This window comes from Beggiatoa alba B18LD (assembly GCF_000245015.1).
GTDB lineage: Bacteria > Pseudomonadota > Gammaproteobacteria > Beggiatoales > Beggiatoaceae > Beggiatoa > Beggiatoa alba.
Map to the genome: position 1 here is coordinate 1,584,981 of NZ_JH600070.1, position 24,825 is coordinate 1,609,805.

21 protein-coding genes are annotated in these 24,825 nt (G+C 40.8%); 12 read left to right on the top strand and 9 right to left on the bottom strand.

Going from position 1 to position 24,825, the window contains the following annotated elements:
• The first annotated feature begins 5 nt into the window (after positions 1–5).
• The gene (locus BEGALDRAFT_RS06410) at positions 6–443 is read left to right on the top strand and encodes a hypothetical protein (RefSeq protein WP_002684913.1); all 438 of its coding nucleotides are present in this window, start codon (positions 6–8) and stop codon (positions 441–443) included.
• Here BEGALDRAFT_RS06410 and BEGALDRAFT_RS06415 read toward each other — a convergent pair.
• On the bottom strand, positions 403–1,188 hold the full coding sequence (locus BEGALDRAFT_RS06415) for an HAD family hydrolase (RefSeq protein ID WP_002684915.1): 786 nt from the start codon (positions 1,186–1,188) through the stop codon (positions 403–405). The two genes, BEGALDRAFT_RS06410 and BEGALDRAFT_RS06415, sit on opposite strands and share 41 nt — an antisense overlap.
• A gap of 140 nt (positions 1,189–1,328) precedes the next feature.
• Between BEGALDRAFT_RS06415 and BEGALDRAFT_RS18020 the strand changes: the two genes are divergently transcribed.
• Genes BEGALDRAFT_RS18020 through BEGALDRAFT_RS06430 form a run of 3 tightly spaced genes read left to right on the top strand, consistent with a single transcriptional unit; the run spans position 1,329 to position 6,160 of the window.
• Positions 1,329–1,934 (top strand): TetR/AcrR family transcriptional regulator, encoded by a 606-nt coding sequence (locus BEGALDRAFT_RS18020; RefSeq protein WP_002684917.1) that lies wholly within the window; start codon positions 1,329–1,331, stop codon positions 1,932–1,934.
• A complete protein-coding gene (locus BEGALDRAFT_RS06425) occupies positions 1,931–3,064 on the top strand; it encodes an efflux RND transporter periplasmic adaptor subunit (protein ID WP_002684919.1) in 1,134 nt (377 codons plus the stop codon). Before BEGALDRAFT_RS18020 ends, BEGALDRAFT_RS06425 begins: the two co-directional genes overlap by 4 nt.
• Before the next feature lie 6 nt (positions 3,065–3,070).
• Positions 3,071–6,160, top strand: a complete 3,090-nt coding sequence (locus BEGALDRAFT_RS06430; RefSeq protein ID WP_002684921.1) for an efflux RND transporter permease subunit — start codon at positions 3,071–3,073, stop codon at positions 6,158–6,160.
• Positions 6,161–6,522: 362 nt separating this feature from the next.
• Here BEGALDRAFT_RS06430 and BEGALDRAFT_RS06435 read toward each other — a convergent pair whose 3' ends face one another.
• Positions 6,523–7,281 (bottom strand): oxygen-binding di-iron domain-containing protein, encoded by a 759-nt coding sequence (locus tag BEGALDRAFT_RS06435; protein ID WP_002684925.1) that lies wholly within the window; start codon positions 7,279–7,281, stop codon positions 6,523–6,525.
• Positions 7,282–7,858: 577 nt separating this feature from the next.
• On the opposite strand from BEGALDRAFT_RS06435, the gene argC reads away from it, so the two are divergent.
• The 4 genes from argC to BEGALDRAFT_RS06455 all read left to right on the top strand — a co-directional run bounded on the left by argC (position 7,859) and on the right by BEGALDRAFT_RS06455 (position 11,004).
• On the top strand, positions 7,859–8,893 hold the full coding sequence (gene argC / locus BEGALDRAFT_RS06440; protein ID WP_002684927.1) for an N-acetyl-gamma-glutamyl-phosphate reductase: 1,035 nt from the start codon (positions 7,859–7,861) through the stop codon (positions 8,891–8,893).
• 106 nt (positions 8,894–8,999) lie between these two features.
• Positions 9,000–9,461, top strand: a complete 462-nt coding sequence (locus tag BEGALDRAFT_RS06445) for a bactofilin family protein (RefSeq protein ID WP_002684928.1) — start codon at positions 9,000–9,002, stop codon at positions 9,459–9,461.
• 38 nt (positions 9,462–9,499) lie between these two features.
• Complete coding sequence (locus tag BEGALDRAFT_RS18025) at positions 9,500–10,012, top strand: OmpA family protein (protein ID WP_157237557.1); 513 nt, start codon at positions 9,500–9,502, stop codon at positions 10,010–10,012.
• 74 nt (positions 10,013–10,086) lie between these two features.
• Positions 10,087–11,004, top strand: coding sequence for a TraB/GumN family protein (locus tag BEGALDRAFT_RS06455; RefSeq protein WP_002684932.1), 918 nt, complete (start codon positions 10,087–10,089; stop codon positions 11,002–11,004).
• Between the two features lie 93 nt (positions 11,005–11,097).
• On the opposite strand, the gene BEGALDRAFT_RS06460 is transcribed toward BEGALDRAFT_RS06455, so the two are convergent.
• The 3 genes from BEGALDRAFT_RS06460 to BEGALDRAFT_RS06470 form a co-directional block, all read right to left on the bottom strand.
• Entirely contained in the window at positions 11,098–11,292 is a 195-nt protein-coding gene (locus BEGALDRAFT_RS06460; protein WP_157237558.1) for a hypothetical protein, read from the bottom strand.
• Between the two features lie 289 nt (positions 11,293–11,581).
• Positions 11,582–12,769, bottom strand: a complete 1,188-nt coding sequence (gene alaC / locus BEGALDRAFT_RS06465; RefSeq protein ID WP_002684936.1) for an alanine transaminase — start codon at positions 12,767–12,769, stop codon at positions 11,582–11,584.
• A 133-nt stretch (positions 12,770–12,902) separates the two neighbouring features.
• A complete protein-coding gene (locus tag BEGALDRAFT_RS06470) occupies positions 12,903–13,481 on the bottom strand; it encodes a Maf family protein (protein ID WP_002684943.1) in 579 nt (192 codons plus the stop codon).
• A 68-nt stretch (positions 13,482–13,549) separates the two neighbouring features.
• Here BEGALDRAFT_RS06470 and BEGALDRAFT_RS06475 point away from each other — a divergent pair, with 68 nt between their 5' ends.
• Positions 13,550–14,359 (top strand): hypothetical protein, encoded by an 810-nt coding sequence (locus tag BEGALDRAFT_RS06475; RefSeq protein ID WP_002684947.1) that lies wholly within the window; start codon positions 13,550–13,552, stop codon positions 14,357–14,359.
• Positions 14,360–14,379: 20 nt separating this feature from the next.
• Here BEGALDRAFT_RS06475 and BEGALDRAFT_RS06480 read toward each other — a convergent pair whose 3' ends face one another.
• On the bottom strand, positions 14,380–16,080 hold the full coding sequence (locus BEGALDRAFT_RS06480) for a hypothetical protein (protein WP_002684952.1): 1,701 nt from the start codon (positions 16,078–16,080) through the stop codon (positions 14,380–14,382).
• 210 nt (positions 16,081–16,290) lie between these two features.
• Between BEGALDRAFT_RS06480 and BEGALDRAFT_RS06485 the strand changes: the two genes are divergently transcribed.
• Complete coding sequence (locus tag BEGALDRAFT_RS06485; RefSeq protein WP_002684954.1) at positions 16,291–17,319, top strand: SPFH domain-containing protein; 1,029 nt, start codon at positions 16,291–16,293, stop codon at positions 17,317–17,319.
• Between the two features lie 77 nt (positions 17,320–17,396).
• Here the strand turns inward: BEGALDRAFT_RS06485 and BEGALDRAFT_RS06490 are convergent, their stop codons facing one another.
• A complete protein-coding gene (locus BEGALDRAFT_RS06490; protein WP_002684956.1) occupies positions 17,397–17,999 on the bottom strand; it encodes a class I SAM-dependent methyltransferase in 603 nt (200 codons plus the stop codon).
• A 418-nt stretch (positions 18,000–18,417) separates the two neighbouring features.
• Here BEGALDRAFT_RS06490 and BEGALDRAFT_RS06495 point away from each other — a divergent pair, with 418 nt between their 5' ends.
• Together BEGALDRAFT_RS06495 and BEGALDRAFT_RS06500 are read left to right on the top strand one after the other, a co-directional pair.
• Entirely contained in the window at positions 18,418–20,163 is a 1,746-nt protein-coding gene (locus BEGALDRAFT_RS06495) for a diflavin oxidoreductase (RefSeq protein WP_002684959.1), read from the top strand.
• Between the two features lie 49 nt (positions 20,164–20,212).
• Complete coding sequence (locus tag BEGALDRAFT_RS06500; RefSeq protein ID WP_002684961.1) at positions 20,213–21,934, top strand: NADPH-dependent assimilatory sulfite reductase hemoprotein subunit; 1,722 nt, start codon at positions 20,213–20,215, stop codon at positions 21,932–21,934.
• A gap of 330 nt (positions 21,935–22,264) precedes the next feature.
• Here the strand turns inward: BEGALDRAFT_RS06500 and BEGALDRAFT_RS06510 are convergent, their stop codons facing one another.
• Positions 22,265–22,918 carry a hypothetical protein gene (locus BEGALDRAFT_RS06510; RefSeq protein WP_002684965.1) on the bottom strand — a complete coding sequence of 218 codons (654 nt, stop codon included), beginning with the start codon at positions 22,916–22,918 and terminating at the stop codon, positions 22,265–22,267.
• Between the two features lie 119 nt (positions 22,919–23,037).
• Complete coding sequence (locus tag BEGALDRAFT_RS06515) at positions 23,038–24,681, bottom strand: vWA domain-containing protein (RefSeq protein WP_002684966.1); 1,644 nt, start codon at positions 24,679–24,681, stop codon at positions 23,038–23,040.
• Between the last annotated feature and the right edge of the window lie 144 nt (positions 24,682–24,825).

Sequence of the window (24,825 nt, forward strand, 5' to 3'; positions counted from 1 at the left end):
TCGACATGCAGCGAGAATTTAGCTTTGGACGTTTCTTTATTGGGCTGATTATGCTCATCATGGGTGGATATTTATTTTTAAAAAATATTCATGTCGGTTTCAGCTTTGTTTATAGCTATTACGTCGGCGGTATGCGTCTCAACACAGGATTAGTATTGATTCCCTTTATTTTTGGAATTGGGATGATTTTTTATAATCCTGATAATGATATTGGTTGGTGGTTAGTGATTATTAGCATCATCTTAATTATTGCAGGGGTTATCAATAGCATTAATATGGTTTTAGTACCGATGTCAGCCTTTGATTTAATGATGATTTTAGGCTTAATGATAGGTGGATTAGGCTTGTTTTTAAGTAGCTTTTTTGGGCGACGAAAGCCGATTGAAGAATCGCCAGCTCCCACTAATCCGCGATTGCCACCACGTCAGAACCTGAAAAAATAACCTGCATTTCTGCAATAGAATCAATAATCATATCCGCGACAGGTTGCAATGAAGCGTGAGTCCCTGCACCTGTCAAAACGCCTACACAGTAGCCAACCCCTGCATTTTTTCCCATCGTCAAATCGCTACGACTATCACCCACAACAAGGATTTTTTGTGGCTCAACTTGGCATTGCTCAGCAATATACCAAACAGGCGCGGGCGATGGTTTATTCTCTAACGCATCATCGCCACAAACTAAAACATCGATATAGTTTTGAATATTTAACACATCCAGCGCGTAAACTGTGCCCGCTCGATAATCGCTGGTGACAATCCCTACTTTAATAGCGGCTTGCTGACACTGTGCGAGAAAATCGCTTAATGCACCAATTGGGCGAATCATCTCAGCTGTTGGTAACGCCATTAAAATAGGCGTGAAATGGGTTTGTACAGCAGTCTCCGCCGCTTCCCAAGACAAGCCCCATTCTTGCAACACTTGCACTGCTGTTTTTTGCACCATTTCCAAAGATGCACAAGCCATATCGCTATCACTGACGACATTGTCTGTCTTTAAATCACAGCCTAAGCGTGTGCAAACAGTCGCTAACAGTAAGGCATCGCCTTGAACTTGTTGTACTAATGTTTCAATACTCTGGCGGGCTTTTTGTCCCCATAAATAAAAAAAGTCGATAAGCGTTCCATCTTTATCAAAGATAATTAAATCCACATCAAGCAGTTGTTCGCCTATTTTTAAATTGCCCATTTTTTTACCCCCTCACATTCCCTAAAAATACACTGGTTTAAGGTATTTACTATGCCATAAATTGTCGAATCGACAAAATTTGTCATTTCGTTTTTTTCTACCTAGAATAGAGTGAACGCTCACTCCAATATAGGATAAACATGAATGATAAACCTTGCGATGATAAACGTCGTCGTATTTTAGATGCAACCCATAAACTCATTGTACGCAATGGCTTGCATGGTACAAGCATGAGCATGATAGTCAAAGCCTCAGGTGTACCGATGGGGACAATTTATCGTTATTTTAAAGATAAAGAGACTTTGATTAATGAACTACATTATGAATCTGTTCAACAAGTTGCTCATTATATTTGTAAAGACTTAGATAACAATTTGCCCTTACGTCAGCAACTCGAGATTTTAATTAACAACATTATCGATTGTAACGAAGCCTATCCTGACCGTTTTTTAATTAAAGCCATTTTAGACATGGTACCGAATAAACCAGCAGATGATATTGAATTTCTTGATAAAACCTTTTTACCCGTTATCACATTTGGTTTACAAGGCTTAGAACAAGGCATCTTTAAACCCTTGCCCGTTGATGTATTGCTCAGTCTGGGGCTAGGGCCGCTCGAGTGGTACTTTCATATTCGTAAAGGCAATTTACAAGGCTTAACCCCTGAACAACGGACACTTTTTGTCCAAGCCTGTTGGGACGCACTCGTTTTAAATCCGCATTCTTCTGAAGGACAATCCTCATGATACGTTGGTTTTTTGCCGTTATCGTTATTTCTCTCTTACTATTTGGCAGTATTTTTTGGTTTAATAATTTTAAAAATCAAATGATTGCTGAAGTTATGTCGAATATGCCCGAACCTGAATTACCTGTTGAGGTTATCGACGTGACTTCGCGCACATGGCGACCTGCTATCCAATCGATTGGTTATATTGAACCGTCTGAAGGGGTTGATGTCACAACCTCAGTGGCAGGTATGGTGGAAATGGTTCGTTTTGAATCAGGCGACCGTGTGACACAAGGTCAAGTGTTAGTTTCTTTAGAATCTAATGTCGAACGTGCTGATTTAGCCGCTGCACAAGCTCGTTTAGCCGAAGCAAAAAATACTTGGACACGTAACCAGAAAGTCTATCAACGCAATTTAATTTCCGCTGATGAAGTGGAAAAGCTAGAGTTTGCCTATAAAGCCACATTGGCTGAGGTGGCTAGTTTACAAGCGAAAGTCGACCGTTTAGAAGTTAAAGCCCCGTTTTCAGGACAAATGGGCATTCGGAAAGTCCAGAAAGGGCAATATTTACAACCTAGTAGCGTTTTAGCCTATTTAGAAAGTAATGATGAAATGCGTGTGCGTTTTATCATTCCACAAAAATATCTGCCTCATGTCAGTATCGGAATGCCCATTGAATTACATACAGATGTTTACTCTAATCAATCATTTACAGGCACACTGAGCGCGATAGAACCCTCCGTCGATAAAGACAGCGGGATTATTCAACTACAAGCCCGTCTCCCCAACCCCGCGCAAAAATTACGCAGTGGCATGTACGCGACAATCACCATTTGGCAAACCGAACAAGCAAATACCATCGTTGTGCCACAAATGGCGATTAACTTCACGTTATACGGTGAAATGGTTTATATCGTGCAGAAATTGGAAGAACCTGATAAAACGGGGGCAAAAAAACCAGTATTACGGGTTAAACAACAAAGTGTTAGCGTTGGAGAACGCCGTGGCGATGATGCCGTCATTCTGTCAGGCTTACAAGCAGGTGATATGCTCGTGACTTCAGGGCAAGTGCGTTTAGACAATCACGCAAAAGTTAAAATTGTGAAAAATGACTTTATTAAACATGACCAACCGATTCCTATTGATTAATCCATCATGACTTTTACCGACAATTTTATACAACGCCCTGTTATGGCTATCGCTTTGAGCTTTTTAGTCTTAATTCTCGGCTTACAAGCGATTTTCAAGCTACAAATTCGGGAATATCCCGAAATGACCAATACGAATATTATCGTATCAACCAGTTATTACGGTGCATCGGCTGATGTCATACAAGGCTTTATCACCCAACCCTTGCAACAAGCCATTACCGAAGCAGATAACATCGACTACTTAGAATCCAGTAGCCAATTGAGTAGTAGTACGATTACTGCACACATGAAAGTCGGCACAGACCCTAATGCAGCACTCGCGGAAATCATGGCGAAGGTGAATAGCGTTAATTCTCAATTACCGCCTGAAGCTGAAAATCCCACCATTACCAGTGAAGTCGGCTCAACCACTGCATTGATGTATCTAAGTTTTTTCAGTAAAACTTTGTCAACGGCTCAAATTGGTGACTATTTAAAACGTAACGTACAAAATCAATTACTGTCTGTTCAGGGGGTTTCTAGTGCTAGCGTTCTTTCTCCCTCACTATCGGTGCGTATCTGGTTAGACCCTAAAGCTATGGCGATGCACAACTTAACCGCTAACGAAGTCAATGCGGTATTAAGCAATAATAACTACCGTGCCGCACCTGGGCAGGTGAAAAGCCGTTATTATCAATACATCATTCAAGTTAATACCGATTTAAAAGGGGTAGAAGAATTTGAACAAATGGTGATTGCTAAACGACCTGAAGGCATTATCCGTTTACAAGATATTGCTAAAGTGGAATTAGCGGCTGTGCGGGAAACTGTGAAAGCACGGATGAGCGGCATTAACGCCGTTGTTATTGCTATCGAACCAACACCAACGGCAAACCCGTTAGATGTTGCGCAATTAGTCACCGAACAGTTAAAAACCATTCAGCGTAATCTTGCCAGTGGGATAGAAATGGAGATTAGTTACGATGCCAGCGAATATATTCGCGCATCGATTAATGAAGTGTTACACACCATTGCTGAAGCGAGTTTAATTGTCGTTATCGTGATATTCCTCTTCATGGGCTCATTTCGCGCCATGCTGATTCCCATCGTCACCATTCCCTTTTCACTGATTGGGGTCTGTTTAGCCATGCAATTTCTCGGCTTTTCCCTGAATTTGCTCACCTTATTGGCGATGGTCTTGGCAATTGGACTTGTTGTTGATGATGCAATTGTCGTTGTTGAAAACGTAGAACGCCATTTACAACAAGGCAAATCGCCCTTTGATGCTGCCATTGTCGGCACACGAGAAATTGCGATGCCCGTTATCAGCATGACAATCACCCTCGCCGCTGTTTATTCCCCCATTGCATTATTAGAAGGGGTAACAGGCACACTCTTTAAAGAATTTGCCCTCACCCTTGCGGGCGCGGTCATCGTCTCGGGCATGGTTGCCTTAAGCCTTTCCCCCGCCATGTGTTCCCTGATTCTAAAACACGGACAACACGCCAGCCGTTTTGAACAAGGTGTACAAGCCATCATGGCAAGCGTAGAACGTGGCTATGGACGCATGTTAGATGCAACGTTAACCCATCGCCCTGCCGTACTACTATTCGCTATCATCGTGATGGGTTCACTCGTCATGCTCTTCCCGATGATTCCATCAGAACTCGCCCCCACTGAAGAAAAAGGCGCGTTTTTAGGCATGGCAACTGCGCCCAGTGGCGCGAACGTCGACTTTATTGATACGAACCTTAATGAAATTGGAGAACGCGCGAAACAAACCGAAGGAATACGCAATGTATTGAGTTTAGCAGGGATGCCAAAATCTAATGCAGGACTGACCGTGATGCTCAGTGAACCTTGGCAAAATCGAACCCATACTGAAAAACAGATGACGGAATTATTTACTAAAACCGTAGAAGACATTGCAGGCGTTAAAATGGCAGCCTTTCCCTTGCCCGCTTTACCAGGCGGTGGAGGAGGACTACCCGTGCAAATGGTCATTAAAAGCACAGCTGATTATGAAACCATACTGAAATTAGCCTTAGAGCTACAAGAACGCGCAAAAGCCAGCCATTTATTCATCTTTACCGACATCGATATTAAATTCGACACAGCCACGCTGAAATATCAAATTAACCGCGATAAAGCGGGCATGTATGGCGTAACCATGGCAGATATTGCCAGCACTCTATCGACATTTGTTGGTGATGGACGTGTCAACTACATCAACCGCGATGGACGCAGTTACGAAGTCGTGCCCCAAGTAGCGCGTACTGACCGCTTAACCCCTGAAAGTCTAGGTAATTATTATGTGCGAGCAAGTTCAGGGCAACAAATCCCACTGGCGGAATTACTCGATTTTACCGTGCGCGGTGAACCTTTAAGCCTAGAACAAATGGATCAAGCCAACGCGATTACCTTCAGCGCGGTTTTAATGCCAAATGGCAGTTTAGGCGATGCTTTAAACTTTTTAATGAAACAAGCGGATGAAATTCTCCCTACTGGCTTTACCTACGACTTTAAAGGCACATCGCGCCAATACATGCAAGAAGGCTCTTCGTTATACATCACTTTCGCACTCGCCCTTGCCATTATCTTCCTCGTCTTAGCGATACAATTTGAAAGCTGGCGCGACCCCTTAGTTATCATGGTTTCAGTACCTTTAGCACTCTGTGGCGCGTTACTCGTCATGGCATGGGGGACAGCAACGTTAAACATTTACACCCAAATTGGTTTAATTACGCTGATTGGACTGATAACCAAACACGGGATATTAATGTGCGAAGTCGCAAAAGAGCGTCAATTACACTTTAACGAAAACAAATTTGCTGCCATTCAACATGCTGCCCGCATTCGATTACGTCCGATTTTAATGACTGTTATCGCTATGGTTTCGGGCGTTATTCCCCTGCTCTACGCCGCAGGACCTGGCGCTGCTGCCCGCTTTAGCATTGGCATTGTGATTTTTTCAGGGCTTTCGATAGGCACACTTTTCACCCTTTTTGTGTTGCCCACGATTTACAGCTATTTAGGAGAAGCTCATAAACCCTTAAAAATTTATCAAGTTCCTGTCGAGGGACAGGCAGAAGAACAACGCACGCCTGCGCATTAACTTCCCCCATATCTGCAAATTTAAAAAAATAGAGACCTGCTAGGTTTTCAAAACCTAGCAGGTCTTTTTGTCTCTTTAACTAACCTGAGCTCGGCGAGTGGCGAAAACCTTTTAGAATTTTTCAACTAAAAAATGTAGGGTGGAATAGCGAAGCGTATTCCACCATACGATTTATAATCTGTTTTTGCTCAGTTTTTGCAGAATTTCAAGGTGGAATACGCTTCGCTATTCCACCCTACAACATTCAAGCTGTTGTCTTTTTTAAAAGAATCTCGCCGTACTCAGGTTCACGCTAAATGGTGAACATAAAAAAACCGAGTGTTAAATCAACACTCGGTTTTTTTATGGCGTTCAAATCAGCATTAAGGCAGTTTATAATTATCTTGTGTCATTAAATCGACACCACATTCTAAATTTTCAATCCATGCCAAAAATTGCCCAATCATCTCTTTGCCTTTAAAAGAGCGTCCATGTTGTGGCACTATCCACTCAATATCTAATTCCCGCACCATATTAGCCCAGAAACGACATACTTTATTGCTGGACATATAGCGTTGATGAAAGGGTTTCATATATTTAATGTGAGATTCAAAATCATCAACAGGCTGGTCTTCTTTGTTATGTACTAACGACGCGCCTAAGTCTCCAGAAAATAAAATTTTACTCAGCGGATCATAAAATTGGAAATTTCCTTCAGAGTGTAAAAAATGGGCTGGAATCGCCTTTAAAACGGCATTTCCAAGATAAATGTCCATACCCCGATCAGGAATGCCAATAATGCGATCTTTGGATTTACCAGGGGGCGCAAAATGGGGGATAAATCGCTCCCAAATACTGGGCACAATGACTTTACACTCACTCCCAACCAACCATTTATTTAAAGAAGAAATAATGTCGGGGTCTTGATGTGAACCGATCACGTACTCTAAATTTTTAGTAAATACATATTTATACGACTTCATGAATAAATCGTTATAAATCAAATCCCCCCCTGGGTCGAGTAGGGCGGAATGACTTCCATTAACGATTAAAAATTGATTGGCTTGCACGCCTTCGCCTGACACTAGGTCATAAAAAGCAATACATTTATGTGTACCATCATTGTACAATTCGACAGGCATTTAATTGATTCTCCTCACACAACCTATCAGCGTTCACGCAATTTTAACTATCCAGTAATTTGACGACAGCCTTAAAAATCCACAATAGTTGCTTGAGCTTACTCATACTTTAGTCAGAAGCGCAGTATTACCCGCAAAGTAAGCCTACCAGTCCAGCAGTTTAATGCTTTTATGCCCAAGCCACACGTTGGAAATTTAAGGATTGCTAGGAATATATCCTACTCTTAATTTGCCAGCACGATAAGTCAAGCATCATTCTGAATCAGAATGCTTCACTTTAAAAAGCTATATAATATATGTCTTTAGCATAAAGAGGAAACATCAAACAATTTTGTATTGAACTCAAGCCAGTGATGTTACAACAAAAAGCAGGTTGTTAAATCACTTAAACAAATGAATTAGCAAAGTTTATACCAGTAAAATAATTTGTTTAAAAATTGAAGGAGAACTGATAATTTGCGGGGTTTGTGTCAAAAATTTGTGATGAAAAAGACGTAATTTAGACATTTTTGAGATAGGGTTATGATATAAGCGATACACTTCATTATTTATTATTTTTAGCAAAAGAGATGCTTCAATGATTAAAGTTGGTATTGTCGGTGGTACAGGTTACACAGGGGTTGAATTATTACGGCTATTAGCAACTCATCCTGATGTGCGCGTGCAAATGGTTACTTCACGTGGCGAGGCAGGCGTTAAAGTTGCTGATATGTTTCCTAACTTGCGCGGTTTTGTTGATTTAGCATTCACCGAGCCGAATCCTGAACAATTAGCAAACTGTGATATCGTGTTTTTCGCCACGCCTAACGGAACTGCCATGCAAAGCGTGCCTGATTTATTAAAAACAGGGGTGCGTGTTATCGATTTAGCCGCAGATTTTCGCTTAAAAAATCCAGTAACATGGGAACAATGGTATAAAGTGAAACATGTTTGCCCTGAATTATTAAATGATGCTGTGTATGGCTTGCCCGAGGTGAACCGCACCGCGATTGCCGCCGCACGTTTAGTCGCAAACCCTGGTTGTTATGCAACGGCGGTGCAATTAGGATTTATTCCCTTGTTAGAGGCTGGCATTGTTGACCCTAAAAGTTTAATTGCAGATGCAAAATCGGGTGTCAGTGGCGCAGGACGTAAAGCCGAAGTTGGTATGCTAATGGGAGAAACGGGCGAAAGTTTTAAAGCCTATGGGGTTGCAGGACATCGGCATTTACCTGAAATCGTACAGGGCTTAAATCCCTTATCACATGTGCCTGTACAATTAACTTTTGTCCCTCATTTATTACCTATGATTCGCGGGATTCACGCGACGTTATATGCAACGTTGTACGAAAACAATGTATTAGATTTACAGCATATTTTTGAACAACGTTATAAAGATGAACCTTTTGTCGATGTATTACCCGCAGGCTTTCATCCAGAAACAAGAAGTGTTCGCGGTGCAAATATGTGTCGTATTGCTGTTCATCGCCCACAAGGCGGGAATGTTGTGGTGGTACTTGCTGTTATCGATAATCTGGTGAAAGGTGCAGCAGGGCAAGCTGTGCAAAATATGAATATTATGTGTGGATTACCAGAAAGCACAGGCTTAAAACTGGTTGGGCTATTGCCTTAAATAGGCTATTTATGGCACATCCTTTGTACATCAGAATCAAGCATTTTGCATTGAATCCCGTTAGATGTACCTTTTTTTATTGCAGTTGTTAAGGAGTATGTATCGCATGTTTTGGGGCAAGAAAAAGAAAAAAGTCACACGTATTGACTCATTGATTGGACAGGGAACAGAAATTCATGGTCATGTCGTGTTTTCAGGCGGTTTACACGTTGATGGTACTGTTAAAGGCAATATCACCGCAAAAGATGATTCCAACTCCATTTTAACCTTGAGTGAACAAGGCTCAATTAAGGGTGAGGTACGTGTACCGAATGCTATTTTAAATGGGGTTATTATTGGTGATGTTTACGCAGCAGAACATATTGAGCTTGCTTTAAATGCGCGAGTGACGGGCAACGTTTACTATAATTTAATAGAAATGGCGATGGGTGCAGAAGTCAACGGCAGCCTTGTCCACCACACCGATAAAAAACAGCCACTCGCCATTAAACATGATAAAGAGAAAAAAGGCTCAAGTATGGCAATGCCAACCCATACCCAGACAGAGACTGAAACGAAGGAAGAGTAATTATGAACAATGGGGGGTTTATCAGACTCATGATATTCATGAGTGTCCTTCTAAGCTCTGCGGTCTATGCGACAGAAGATAATTATCCACCACCACCGACAGGCATTACATGGGGATGGCAAGATAATGTCTTTTTTGCCTTGAATCATGCGATATTACGTAAAACAGATTTACCCGTACTGAATCGTCTTGCAATGACATTACAACAATATCCAGCGGTGAATCTTTTGATTACTGGGCGTGCTGATAATACTGGCGAGGAAAACTATAACCGACAATTAAGCAGTAAACGTGCTCAAGCAGTTAAACAATACCTTTTAAAACAAGGAGTTTCTATTCATCAATTGCATGTGCAAGAAATTGGTGAACAACGTCCTGTTGCATCAGATGCTTGCCCTGAAGATCGTGAACGCAATCGCCGCGTTGATTTAGCTTTTTTCCCACAAGGTTATCTGCCTGATAGACCAACACCTGTGCAAGGAGATACCAGCCCTCATGCAGGCGAATGTGAAACTGTCAAAGAAATGCAACGGTTTATTCAATCGCATTAAATCACTATAAAACCCCTCACATAACACAGTTGCGATAAGACGTTATTGCAACGATGATACGTTAATGCTCACTTATGAAAGCACCTGCTACTTATTACCTCATTAATCTATTACTACTTTGTCAATTCTTCCTTGTCCCCACCCACACATGGGCACGTGAAGCAAAAACTTCAGCACCAACAGTGACTTTAGAAAAAGGGTTATTGTGGAAAATTGAGAAAGAAGGGATAAAAACCAGCTATTTACTTGGTACGATTCACTCAGAAGACCCACGAGTTGCCAAATTATCCCCAACCGTTCGACAAGCCATAGATAAAAGTGAACTTGCTGTCTTTGAACTAGAATTAAATTTCTCAACGCTTTATAAAAGTGTGACCGCCATGTATTTAGAAGGCGAGCAAACGTTAGAACAAATCATTGGTAAAGAAGACTACCCCGCCATGATTCAACAATTAGAAAAACATGGCTTCCCTGAGTCCGTAGTTAAACGCATGAAACCTTGGGCAGTGATGCTAACCATTAGTATGCCCAAATCAAAAACAGGACAAATATTAGACTTACTGCTTTATCAATACGCGCTACAACTGGGTAAAAAGATTAAAGGCTTAGAAACAGCAGAAGAGCAATTAAGTTTATTTGAAAATATACCCTTAACTGAACAAATTACCCTGCTGAAAGATAGCCTTGCACATATAGAGTCTGTTAATGAAACGCTTGAACAACTTCATAAATTCTATATTGCACATACCTTGCAGGCGATGAAAGACTTTGAAGCGATTTATTTAGAAAAAACAACCAACGAGCCTGAATTGGTGAAAGCCCTGATGGTTAAATTAGTCGATGAGCGAAATAATCGTATGGTGGAAAGAATAATACCTATCATACAACAAACATCTACTTTTATTGCAGTAGGTTCAATGCATTTGGTGGGAGAAACAGGAATTATCTACCAACTGCGCAAACAGGGATATAAAGTCAGCGCTGTTTGGTAAAGTAAAGCAACACACTAAATAAGCTCTGTATCTGATACCTGCCATTATCAATTAAAACATACAGAGCTTAATCAACAAATTAAAAACATCCCATTAATTGCCACGAATCCAATCGAGGTCTTCATAACGATTATCCCCTTGATCGGGGGTCATGAGATTATCCGCAGGCAGGACTTGCGCCATGACCGTTGCAGGAACACGTGCACCCGCTTGTAATACAGAACGTCTCACACCAACAACAGATTGAACCTTACTAAGTAGTGTTTCATTGCGGTTAAGTAACATCATTTATCTCCTAAAACATATCGCCTATACATGAAGTCAATTTTAAAACTGACCCCTTATTTAATTATATCAAGCTTTTTATGACACAGACACGGCTACACAATCGACCACTGATTTCTGTTATAAAAGACAGGTTTTAAATTGTTAATACTCCCCCTCTCTTTTATTATAGTAACTGTACCATAAAGTGATTTAAATCTAGGACTGGCAGTCCTGCGAGGACTGCCAGTCCTCCATATCGTTTTATAATACGTTTACTATATATACCCTACTAAAGAAAGGGGACTAAATGCTATAACAAACCGTCTTTACGGAACATATCCCGAATACCACGAATTGCTTGACGTGTCCGATGTGGATTCTCAATCAATGCAAAACGGACATGATCATCCCCATAACTGCCAAAACCAATACCAGGCGACACGGCAACATGTGCATCACTGATTAACTTCTTCGTAAACTCTAAAGAACCCATTGCCTGATAAGGCTCAGGAATCTTTGCCCAGACAAACATGCTACCCTTTGGATGCGTGACATTCCAACCAATATTATTCAAGCTATCACACAACACATCACGACGCTCTAAATACATATCCCGAATTTGTGAAACGCACTCTTGAGACTCTTCTAATGCCGTGATTGCCGCAACTTGAATCGGCGTAAATGTCCCATAATCCAAATACGACTTCATTTTAGCCAATGCCCCAATCAAAATGGGGTTGCCACACATAAATCCAACGCGCCAACCAGGCATATTATAACTTTTAGACATCGAAAAAGACTCGACTGCCACTTCCTTTGCCCCTGGAATTTGCAAAATTGACGGCGCGGTATAGCCATCAAACACAATATCCGCGTACGCTAAATCATGAATCACCCAAATCTGATGTTCACGAGCAATATCCACGACTTTCTGAAAAAAATCTAACTCAACACACTGCGTTGTTGGATTAGCAGGAAAACTAATGACTAACATTTTTGGGCGCGGCCAAGAATCCACAATTGCCCGAGATAACTCTGCAAAAAAATCCACACCAGGGATTAAAGGCACATGACGAATATCTGCCCCTGCGATGACAAAACCATAAGGATGAATAGGATAAGCTGGATTAGGGACAAGCACCGAATCCCCAGGCCCTAAAGTAGCTAATGCTAAATGGGCTAAACCCTCTTTAGAACCGATAGTGACAATAGCCTCAGACTCAGGGTCTAAAGTCACATCATAACGTTGAGCGTACCAACGGACGATAGCACGGCGCAGGCGGGGAATACCGCGCGACATAGAATAACGATGCGTATCTTTACGTTGAGCCGCTTCAACCAACTTATCGACAATATGTTTTGGCGTAGGCTGATCAGGATTGCCCATCCCAAAATCGATAATATCTTCCCCCCGCGCTCGTGCCTGTGCCTTAAGCTCATTAACAATGCCAAAGACATAAGGGGGGAGGCGTTTGATTCGAGGAAAATCAGTATTCAAGATAAATCCTTAAAATTAGCAATAGAACAATTATATACAATAGCCATACCAGCTATTGCGGTTTTTATCACAAAGAGCAACTGAACAAATAACCCCTTGTATAAGCAAAAATCATACAAAAATCTAAAATAAATTAAAGAGATGTTGTCCACACTGGGACTTGTGCCTGCGCCAACAACAATGCCGTTTCATATAATGGTAAACCCATAATGCCAGAATAACTGCCGACAATTTGCGTAATAAATACACTCGCCAACCCCTGCACGGCATAACTTCCTGCTTTATCTAACGGCTCACCTGTTGCAACATAACGCTCAATTTCCAAAACACTTAACGGACGAAAAGTCACCCTATTTTGATTCACTAAAACCTGCTCACTATTAGCACTCACCAACGCGACCCCAGTCATCACCTGATGAGTTTTCCCTGCTAATTGCGACAACATCCGTTTTGCATCCTCAGCATCTTGCGGTTTACCAAAAATTACCCCATCGCAAATAACACTCGTATCTGCGCCTAAAACAGGATAATGCGCTTGTGATTGCCGAAACCCAACCTGCGCTTTCATCAACGCTAAACGGCTGACATAATCTACGGGAGCTTCATTTAGAAAAGGCGTTTCATCCACATCCACAGATAATTGTTGAAAATTAACCTGAATTTGTGCCAATAATTCACATCGTCGAGGAGATTGGGAGGCAAGATAAATCATGGAAAGCCAATAAACATAATAGAAAGTAAATTATTTCACACTCAGTCAGCAAGATAAATGGTGAAAATATGATACATAATGATTTTACCCAAGAAAACGCACTTTGGGTGCAAATTCAACAACAAACTAACTGCGACAAACAAAGTCAACAACTGCTAGAAATGGCGCGTTTACTCCTACAACAAGCACAACAAACAACCCCAAATCCTGCCACACTCAACAGTGATGATTTAACCGACTTATTACTAGAATATCAAAGCATGGGGCAAATGATTCACCAATTTATCACACTTGCACGACCACATTTAGACCCTGACTATCGCGGTCAACCCTTTGAGCAAGAACTAGAAAACCTGCAAGGCGGTTTAAAACAAGATGACGAGAGCTTACAATCATTAAAACAACAACAACAAACCTTAACGCAAACACAAACACACCTACAACAAACCCTAGAACAACAACAAGCCCTAGAACAAGAAATCATCCGCTTGGCAGAAAATATTGAAAAGCTAAAACAAGAACTTAACTACTTACAACAACGCCCTGCACGCCTCACAGCACTTGCAGACAGTTCAGTACAACTGCAACAAGAAGCACAACAAGCCCTTATTGAGAGCCTGCCGAAAATTGTTCAGTTAATTAAGAACAATCAAACCATTTACCGACAACACTTTAACGCAAATCAACACATTATCAATACTATACAACTTAATGAATCACTTGAAGAAATGAGTCAGCCACTGCAAAAAATTGCCCTACTGAGTCAAAGTACAGAAAAAAATCTCCGTACTTTTGACGAACAATTACAACTAATTATCCTGATTCAAGAAAAACAATTACAACAACTTCGTTCTCTTCGAGAACCCAGTGGCGCGTAACGATAAAAACATATAAAAAATCAATCAATCACAGCTAAATGCAATTTCTTTCCGTTAATTTTCGCGCTGATATTACAACTTAAACGACAACGGTTTTCCTCAGTGCGCAAAAATAAACGTAATCCGATTGCCTTACAATTGATTTTTTTACGTGCTAAATCCACAAATTTATCCAACTTCTCTTTTTCCTCAGCGGAACAATACGAATTTTTTCCCGTCATCAACTCCTGCAAACTAACGCCTAAATGCGGAGTTAATTTCTCCATTAAACTATTCTCTTCAATCGTTGCCCATGGCGTTAAAACTGATTGATTAACAATACTAATTTGATAAGGCTCTTGTGCGGATTTAGATAAAAACGCCTGAAAATTCGCCTCATCAAAAAAAATCAACTGTGGGTCTAAATTCAAGCGATAATAATGCCCTTCCACAAACTCCAATAAATCTAAATGATGTTCACGTAACAAAGTCGCAACTATTTGCATCTCCTCAATAAAAGAAAGATGTACACCTTGCACCCAACCATACGGAAAAAGCTGAAAAGACGCATGACAAGCGATAATACGAAATTGACGCGCATGTGCGCCTAATAACCATAAAAGCTGACATTGCCGTGTTGTTAACGGAATATTTAGCGTTTTTTCTTTTCCTGTTGCACCAACACGCAAAAAACGCGCTTGATGCAATGGTAAGGTTACGCTATCACTTTCCTTTAACACATTGTATTGATTATTAAAAGAGTTGGGGATTTCCCCCATTACTTTTTTAAAATTACTACTAAAATGAGCATGTAATACATCAATATAAGCGGTTTTACCGTCGCTAGTTCTACTCGCTTGCAACTCTTCTAAAGTAAACCAACTAAAAATTTGTGGTTTATCCTGCTCCGCTTGCAATAAACGGAAAAATCCTTGCTCTGTCAACTGAATACGAAATAAACTGAAGTAATAACAGGTATAAGCATAATTCACCCCAGAGCCAGACAAATGATTATAAGGCTCTATTTTTTCAATAAAAAACAATGAATAATCCTTATCCAGTTCTAACGTTGTTTCCTCCTTAATTTCACGAATCAAGGTTTTTTCGACAACACTATAAGGTAAATGATGCGGTTCTTTGAGCAAGGCAAGTTTTTCGGGCAGAGATAACTCCAAATGCTCCAAATCTGCCAGATTTGTACACCCACCAATCAATACGAACTCGCCATGCTGGTCTTTAACAAGATTTCCCTCACGACGATGGAGCAAAAATTGATCATCTAATTTAATAAACGTCACACTATTCGCCACATAATTAGTGGGTTTAGCTAATTTAGATTGATGATGTTGCAAACGTTGCGTTTCTAACCAAAATAAAAGCTCATGTTGCTCAGAAACGATATTTTCATGCGGAGAAAAAGACACCTCCCAAAAGAAAGGGTCTAATAGATTTTGCTGTTTATCTGCAAGCACTTGCAATAAACCGATGGCAAAAGATTGAGCAGGAAACGACACAAAACACCATGCCTGCTCGTGTAATATTTCCTTATCTAACACCGCAACACTGCAAAATAAACGCTCAACCACATCTATCAAAAGCATTGATTCACCAACAGAAAGAAATGCTTCTTGTTGTAAAACGTTTATCAAATAGTCACGAGTAACAATCGTTCGATGATGACCCTCTTTAACATGGATAGGTAAATATTTTAACAGCACCGTCAATGGTAATAAGTTCGACATAGTTAGGTTTATATCACGTTCACGTTATAACTATTATTCATTTTTATAAGTATTTTCTCTTATTAAACCATAAGCCATTGACTGATAACAACTTAAAACAATAGTTTATCAAAAAATATAGCAACTAAGTAATTTGAATCAATCAATTAACTGATACAACTTGTATCATTTATCTTACTCACTAATTTACCCATGATGGAGGTAAAGCACATGTTTGGAATTCGTTTTATCAAAACGCAACCAACGACCTATTTAATCCAATATGTTAAAGGCAAAATAAAACGGGAAGGGCGTGGATTAGCCTTTTTTTACTTTGAGCCTACGACCTCTTTAGTCGCTGTTCCGTTAGAAAGTGTTGATGTTCCTTTTATTTTTTACCAAACCACGTCAGATTACCAAGAAATTACCATACAAGGACAAGTCACCTATCGCACGATAGACCCGACAAAATTAGCCCAACTTGTTAATTTTACATTAGATAGAAAAGGGCGGGCTTATATCAGCAATGACCCTGAAAAACTCCCACAACGCATTATCAATACCGTACAAGTCTTAATGCAAAGCGCGCTCCGCGACAGCCGTTTACGCGAAACCCTTGTTGCGGCTGATAGTTTAGTAGAAACGGTTAAACAAGGACTTATTCAAAGCAAAGAAGTACAAACACTAGGCTTAGAAATTCTAAATTTATCCATCCTTTCTATTAAGCCAAATCCTGATACTACAAGAGCTTTAGAAGCAGACGTGAGAGAAAACTTATTACGCGAAGCAGATCAAGCCGTTTACGCACGACGAAATGCCGCCGTAGAACAAGAACGCGCGATTCGTGAAAATGAATTAAATACAGAAATTGCCGTAGAAAATAAAAAGCGTCAAATTCGTGAAGCACAAATCGAAGCTGATCGTGTGATACAAGAAAAACAACAAGCGTTACAAGAAGCAGATATGCGCGGGAAAGTTGTTTTAGAAACAGAAAAGAAACAATTAGTTGTCTTACAAGTAGAAAACTTACAACGTGAAGCCGATGCACGGGCTTATAGCCTAACTGTCACCATGCAAGCCCTTGCTGGCGTTGATGCAAAAGTCTTACAAGCCCTTGCGAGCATTGATATGAACCCCGCTCAACTGGTTGCCTTAGCCTTCCGTGATTTAGCGGACAGTGCGGATAAAATTGGTCAACTCAATGTATCCCCTGAATTATTAAATAGTTTATTACACAGTGCACAGCAAGGAAAGAAATAACAACAAGTTACCCACGAAAAACAGGAATACTCTATTTTTCGTGTTTTTCGTGTTTTTTGTGTTTTTCGTGGGTAATATTAAGCCACTTTCTGAGCAATTGCCGCAAAAATTTGATAATGCTTATTATTCTTCTCAATATGAAAAAAATACTCAAAATGTACTAACTGAAAGCCAGACTGTACCAATAACTCGCACATTGCCTGACGTTCAAAACCAAAATGCCAAACCCCCTCATTACCTTTATCGTGAAATGTTCCATCTTCTTTATCTAAATCAGCAACTGCAAAATATCCCCCTGTTGTTAATGTTTGCTGTACTTGCTGAAAAAAACGCGCGGTATCCTGAATATGGTGCATTGCCATACTTGAAACCACGACCTCAAACACAGCAGCAGGTAAATCATTTTGCATCATGTCATGCTTAACTGCTTTAACGGGATAGCTTTCCGCTTTTTCCAAAAAACTTTCTAACATCTTTTCACTACTATCCATCCCTGTGATTTGCGCAACCTCTTGAATAAATTGATACGCAACTAATCCAGTCCCACAACCATAATCGAGCAAGCGTTGTGTCGCATTCAAAGGCACATGAGCCTTTATACAATTCGCAAAAGTCATTGCAACCTCAACCCGTCTGCCTCTATCCCATGTTTTTGCTTCAGTATCAAATCTTGTTGTCATAACCGTTTTATCAGATTGGTTTATAAAATGGATCGTGCTAAACAAGTCAGGATAAACCCACACACAAAACCCAATGCGAATAACTCTTTTAAATCCTGCTAATCCTGATTCAGACAAAAGTCTTAAGATTAACCCGTAAAACCCAACTCGTTTAGCACCACCGTTAATCCTCACGCGGTTATCTGAATCAAGTTTTATACGTTTAAAACCCGACTTGTAAATAAAAAATTTGCACTATTTTACCCCTTCAAACAAGAAGGACATAGGTAAAATTTGACTGAATTCAGACTACATTAATAAATTATCAATTAATGATATATTGATATTTTTTGAGGGTATAAAAACATTGTCTAATGCACCCTAATCAACTCTGTTAGTCTTTAGCGGGATTGTTTACCCTTTAGCTAAAAGAACCGCTATGCTGACAGAAATTACTCAGAAAACTTTTAATGAATTACTCAAAACCGCCCAACGTGACGAATTAATTTGGATGAGCGGTTTTCTCAGTGGACTAGTTGCACGTGATTCGCTCGCACTCAATGTTTCTAGTTTACCGACAACAACAACCGCGACACTCGCCCCCACTTTAGCCTTAACCCAATGCACTATCGTTTTTGGCACAGAAACAGGCAACGCCAAACGTGTCGCTACTGAACTCAGTACCCAACTGAAAAAACACGGGACACAAACCAAACTCAAAGGCTTAGACCAATATCGCCTAAGCGATTTAGCCAAAGAAAGCCATTTAATTATCGTCATCAGCACCCAAGGCGAAGGCGAACCGCCCGCCGCTGCCCGCAAGTTTTACGATTACCTCTATCAAACCGCTGATTTAAATTTAAGCAAATTACAGTTTGCTATCATTGGGTTAGGTGACTCTGCTTATCCCTTATTCTGTAAAGCCAGCGAAGACATCGACAACCAATTAGCCACACTCGGCGCACAACGCTTATTCCCCTTGCGCAAATGCGATACCGATTTTGAACCCGAAGTACAAAACTGGTTAGCCGAATTCACGCAAACTGTTGTCTATAGCAACACCGCCCCCGCCGCGTTACCCGCAGGACAAACCAGCGCGAAAACAGGGAAAAAGAGCTACACAGGTACGATTTTAACTAATCTCAATTTAAACGACCGTGATTCAAATAAAGAGATTTATCATATTGAAATTGAATCAGAAGATGAAATCGTTTATCAAGCGGGTGATGCTTTAGGCTTAGTCCCCCATAATCCTGCGGAAACTGTTGATGCTTTATTAGCTAAACTCGGTTTAAATGCAGAAGAATCCATTGATTACAAAGGCACAAACTACAGCGCGCAACAATTATTCACCGAAAAATTAAACGTGCAATATTTGCCTGAGCGCGTGATACAAGCCTACGCCCGCATTACTGCGCAAACCATTCCCGCTGAACGCTTGGATTTACTGGCATTATTAACCCGCTATCCGACAGATTTTGCAAGCAAACGTGCTGAAATTATTGCTAGTTTAGAAGCAATTCCGCCCCGTCTTTACTCGATTTCCTCCTCACCGCTAGCACATGGCAATAATGAAATTCATTTAACCGTTAGCCGTCATCAATTCAAAACACCCGCTGAAAATGGTGAATTCATCGAAAAATACGGCTTTTGTTCCAATTATTTGGCACAACTGCCAGAAGGGGCAAATTTAAACTTTTATATCCAAGCTAATCATCAATTTAAGCTCCCCAATGCAGAAACTGACATCATCATGATAGGGCCTGGCACAGGCATCGCGCCGTTCCGTTCCTTCCTGTTTGAACGAGAAGCGCGGGGCGACTCTGGGCGCAATTGGTTATTCTTTGGAGAACAACATTTCACCTCAGATTTTTTATATCAAACTGAATTGCAAACTTTATTAGAAACAGGGGTTTTAACCCGTTTAAATACTGCTTTCTCGCGTGACCAAGCCCAGAAAATTTATGTACAACATAAATTGTTACAACAAGCAGAGGAAGTGTTTAATTGGTTAGAAGCTAGCGCAGTTTTATACATTTGCGGGGCTAAAGACCCGATGAGTGTTGACGTAGAAAACGCCTTAATTCAAATCATTGCCGAACGCTCTCAACGTTCACCAGAACAAGCACGGGCTTATTTAGATAACTTGCAAGAACAAGGGCGTTATCACAAAGACGTATATTAAGCCTGAAAAATGCTACTTTTGTTATTTAACTACTGAATTAATACGCATTATGTCAAAAACTCCTCAAGAATCTGCTGTTGAAAAAATTAAAAAATCCAGCCGTGGCTTACGCGGTACGATTGTCGAAAGTCTTGCCGATGAACATACAGGCGCAATTCGTGAAGACGACCAAAATCTGATTAAATTCCATGGGATGTATATCCAAGATGACCGCGACCGCCGAGAAGAACGCGCCACGAAAAAATTGGAACGTTTATATTCCTTCATGATTCGCTTACGTTTAGCGGGTGGTTTCTTAACGGCTGAACAATGGGAAGGCTTGCACCACATCGCGGGCGACTATTCCACAGGCATTATTAAGATTACCACACGGCAAACTGTGCAACTGCATGGCATTGTAAAATCTCATATTAAGCCAACTTTGCAAGCCTTTGATAAATACAAATTAGACTCGATTTGTACTTGTGGCGATGTGAATCGTAACGTCACTGCAACCGCGCACCCGCAAGTCTCGCCGATTCATGGCGAAGTGTTTCAATTAGCCAATGATATTAGTATCTTATTATTGCCTAAAACCCGCGCGTATTATGAAATTTGGTTAGATGAAGCCCCGCTGACGACTGCCGAGCCTGAGCCTGACCCGCTGTATGAAAATCGTTATTTACCGCGTAAATTCAAAATTGGCATTGCGATTCCGCCTTCTAATGATGTAGATGTCTATACCAATGATATTGCACTGGTTGCGATTGTTGAAAAAGGCAAAATTAAAGGCTTCAATTTAGCCATCGGTGGCGGGATGGGTACAACGCACGGCAACGCAGAAACTTATCCGCGTTTAGCGACAACGATTGGTTATGTGCCGTACAAAGCTTTAAAAAATGCTTTACAAAATGCAGAAATTCCTGATGTTTTAGAAAAAAATCCGTTGTTAAAAGCGGTTTATGAAGTGCTTACAGTACAGCGCGATTTTGGTAATCGAGTTGACCGCAAATTGTCACGGTTAAAATATACTGTTGATAAATTAGGGGTTGAGGGTTTTAAAGCCGAATTAGAAAAACGTATTGGTTTTAAATTAGAACCTGCAAAACCTGTGAATTTAACCCATCGTACAGATGATTATGGTTGGCATCAAAATCATGCAGGGCTTTGGTATTACACCGCTTTTGTGGAAAATGGTCGGGTGTTAGATGATGAAAATGTGCAATTCAAAACGGCATTTTTAGCCATTGCGCAAGCGCGTAAAGCAAATTTTCGTTTTAGTTGCAATCAAAACTTGATTTTAAGCGATATTAAAACTGAAGATAAAGCGTGGATTGAGGCGGTTTTAGCCAAGCACGGCATCAGTCAATTAACAGAAAATGCGTCTGTTGTGCGTAAATCTGCAATTGCCTGTGTATCTTTCAATACTTGCCCGTTGGCTTTAGCAGAAGGACAACGTTATTTACCTGACTTAATTACTAAAATTGAACCGATTTTAGTTAAACATAAGTTACAAAAGGATGATATTTCTATCCGTATGACAGGCTGCCCCAATGGTTGCGCTCGTCCTTATGCGGCAGAAATTGGCTTTGTCGGCACACATTACGGGCGTTATAACCTGATGTTAGGCGCGAAACCTGACGGCACGCGCTTAAACCGTTTGTACAAAGAAAGTTTGAACGAAACGGAAATTTTAGGCGAATTAGATACTTTGTTCGGACAGTATGCAAAACAGCGGAAATCAAAAGAAAGTTTCGGCGATTTTGTGCAACGGACGGTGTTTGAAGGTTAAAGTCATTGTTTTAACTGAAATGCTTGAAACTTGTTTTTATTAACCCAAGTTTGGCGAATAAGTTTTTAGCATTTAACTTGTTAAATCAATTCCTAGTTCGTGTTTTTTCTAAAGTAACCCAAGTTTGGCGAGTTTCTTTTAAAAAAGACAACAGTTTGTCTGAATCAGGATTTTCAGGATTAACAGGATTTAAAACTCTTAAACCAAAAAGTAAAGTCAGGTGAATCACGCTTTTTAATTCTGCTAATTCTGAAAATTCTGTGAATTCTGATTCAGATAAAAAAAGACTTGCTAGATTTTGGAAGCCTAGCAAGTCTTTATTTTTCAGCGTTATTTTGTAGCTTCTCGATAAATATATTCTAAGTAAGAACGGCGAGTTAAAGAAATATCAATTTTATCTTTTAGTGAATCGTCGCCACTAATATATTTCAGCATGTCTTCGTAAAAAAATACGCTAAAGCTGTCGATATAGCGTACTTCACTATTTCTATTCAAAATTAAATTGTCTAGCCCATATAAATCAATCACCCAGCCTTTTTCCTCATGCCATTTTTTCGCGGCGGTTAAAAATCGTTGTAATTGCATTAACGCTTTGGGACTATGGCGTAAAGTTGGGATTGCTTCGGTTTCGTTAATGGGATTAGCAAGGTTAAACCATGGGGTATTGGTTTCTGCCATGACGATTAAGTTACTTTTGCCGTCTATCAGTGTCTGAATAAACATCGCACTGGGGATAATATCGGTTAGTTCTTCTTTTAATATTCGGTAATCTCTGCATAAATTACGAACTTCGTGAAATTCGCAGGCTTGATAATGGCGTTTTACAACAAAGTTCAGGGTGATTTTTTCACCGTTTTCAATATAGGTACGGAATGACTGCCAAACTTCGCAATGTGAACCTGTGGTAGATACAAGGGTAGCGGGAAATGTATTTGTGTTTAAACAGGCGATGTCGCTAGAAATGCGGTCAATTTCTTTACTCATGAGGGATTCTCGGTAGGGTGCAAGTTTAAGCAGGCATTGATATAAGCGTTACTTAATGCACTATAAGATACGGATAGCACGGCTTCAAGCTGTGTTATCCGTTTTGTTTTGAGTTGGATTTATGGTTTTTCAGGGCGTTGTGTCGTCAGGGATTGCGCAAGTTTGACAAGGTTGATGAATTCGCTACGGTAGCCAAATTCGTCCGCGCCTTTGGCTTGTTGGGCTAGGTTGATAACGTCGTTATAGTTAAAGCGTTCGGTGTATTTACCACCACGGAGAAGTTGCCCAAAAGCGGCGACAGCACTGGCAAAACGGAAGTTTTCACTGGTATTGTTAAGGTTTTTATTCAGTGATGATAGGAGAATTGGATATTCTAAGAGTTCGCTTGTATCAGTATTTGGGGCTTTATAGCGCAGGCGTAAAAATGCAATTTCGTCTTTTGTGCTGGTCGCTTGGGTTTTATGTTCGTCATAGCGTAATGGTTCTAAACGTTCTCCACCACTGCCTTGTAAGGTGATTTCGTATAAGGCGGTTACGCGATGTCCTGCGCCAATTTCGCCCGCGTCGACTTTGTCGTTATTAAAATCTTCACGCGCTAATATGCGATTTTCGTAGCCAATCAGTCGGTATTCGGTAACTTGTGTGGGGTTAAATTCAACTTGTATTTTTACGTCTTTGGCGATGATTTGTAGGGTTGAAGAAATTTCATCAACGAGAACTTTGCGGGCTTCGTTCAGTGTGTCGATATAGGCGTAGTGTCCATTGCCTGCATCGGCGAGTTGTTCCATGAGTTCATCGTTGTAGTTGCCTGTTCCAAAGCCTAAAGTTGTTAGAGCAATGCCACTTTTGCGTTTTTCGCTAACAAGGGATTTGAGGGCTTCGAAGTCGGTGAGTCCGACGTTAAAGTCGCCATCGGTTGCGAGTAGAATGCGATTGATACCATTAGGAATATAAGCTTGTTGTGCCATGGCATAGGCGAGTTGTATGCCTTCGCCTCCGTTGGTTGAACCGCCTGCAATCAGGCGTTGTAAGGCGGCGTTAATGGTGGCAGTTTCGTTGCCTGCGGTGGGTTCTAAAACAACGCCCGATGCCCCTGCATAAACGACTATCGACACGCGGTCTTTCGCGCTTAAGTTTGAACTGAGCATTTGCAGGGCTGTTTTGAGTAAGCCGAGTTTATCGGGGCTGTTCATCGAGCCTGATACGTCAATGAGAAAAACTAAATTGCTGGCGGGCAGTTGCGTACGTGGCACGTCGTAGCCTTGAATGCCGATAGATAAAACCAGCGTTTTTGGATTCCATACAGCGGGGGCAAGTTCGGTCGTCACTTTAAACGGGGGGGTTGTGCTGTTGGGATAAGGATATTGATAAGAGAAATAGTTAAGCATTTCTTCAACGCGAACGGCATCAGGATTGGGCAAACTGCCTTGATTGAGAAAACGGCGAATATTGCTATAACTACCTGTATCAACGTCGATGCTAAAGGTTGAAATGGGTTGTTCTTTGGTTAGTTTCAGTGAGTTTTCTGCTAGATGGGCATAGTTTTCGCGGTTTTCTAGTAATTGACGTTGTTCGGGTGATGGGGCGACGACGGACTGGGGCTGTCCACGTGTGACATAATTTGCTGTGCCTGCGCTGGTTTCAAGACTTGGTTTTGCCTCATAATCGCTTGTTGTCTTGCCGTTTGGGCTGGACGTATTTGGCTGACAAGCAATGAGTAAACTCAACACCAATGGTGAGAGTAAAAGAATTGGTTTAAACATTTTTCCCTCTTTATCATGTCGTTGACGGAATTAATAGTGCGTAAGGGATAGGATTTTTATTGTCTGAATCAGAATTCACAGGATTTTCAGGATTAAAAACCTAAACTGTAGATAATCTTGTTAATCAGGTTAATCCTAAAAATC